The sequence below is a fragment of the Stenotrophomonas maltophilia group sp. RNC7 genome (assembly GCF_030910085.1).
In the GTDB taxonomy this organism is placed as follows: Bacteria; Pseudomonadota; Gammaproteobacteria; order Xanthomonadales; family Xanthomonadaceae; genus Stenotrophomonas; species Stenotrophomonas sepilia.
The window spans coordinates 1-725 of sequence record NZ_JAVFVN010000400.1 but is presented as its reverse complement, the minus strand read 5'-3'; the positions used below and the strand labels follow the sequence as shown (position 1 = coordinate 725).

Below are 725 nucleotides of genomic sequence, written 5' to 3'. Positions count from 1 at the left end.
TCAGGAATATTTAGTAGGTGTTCATCCTCTGTATAGACTTTTATTTCTTTATTTACATTTTCAATCTCTGTATTACCTTTAGATATTGTTTTTATTGATTCCTTTGCTCCAGATGTTGATATAAAATTAAAGCTTATTGTTTGATTAGAATATCTTTTGATCTCCCATAATTCGATTGGTAAATCTTTGAAATTTATAGCTTCCCTTTGGTACGATGTAAAGGATGGAGAAATAAACATTATCTTTGATTGAGACCAGTCTATATCATTCCTTTTCAAATTATCTTTACAATTTTCATTATACTCTAATATAAAATCAGACTTATTGTTTAACATAATAGATAAGTAGGCATAGCCTTGGTCGATTACGCTAAAATTCTTGTCCCTTTTATATTCAATAATCACAAAGGATTTAGACCCTTTATCAAAAGCAAGTGTATCAATTCTAAAGTTACCTATAGCGAATTCAGATGAAACAAACTCTAAATCAAACACTTCCTTTAGATTGCTTTCACATAGATTTTGAATATCCTTCTCAAGTTTAAACGGCATTTCTTCTATAAAATTTAACTTATCTCCATTTAAAAGAAATAATGACATCTTCCTGCCTCCTATTTCAAATAGCAATTAATTAAATATTTTCACCTCATTACACCGACTTTAATATTATTCAACAAATATACAGTTTTTACCTTCTAAAATTACAAATCTATCCAATAATATCTC

The 725-nt window shown here is 27.6% G+C and carries 1 protein-coding gene; it reads right to left on the bottom strand.

Annotated features, from left to right (window positions below):
* Positions 1-599: hypothetical protein (locus RCF13_RS06805; RefSeq protein ID WP_308141000.1), on the bottom strand; the 599-nt coding region annotated here is incomplete at its 3' end.
* Positions 600-725 lie beyond the last annotated feature (126 nt).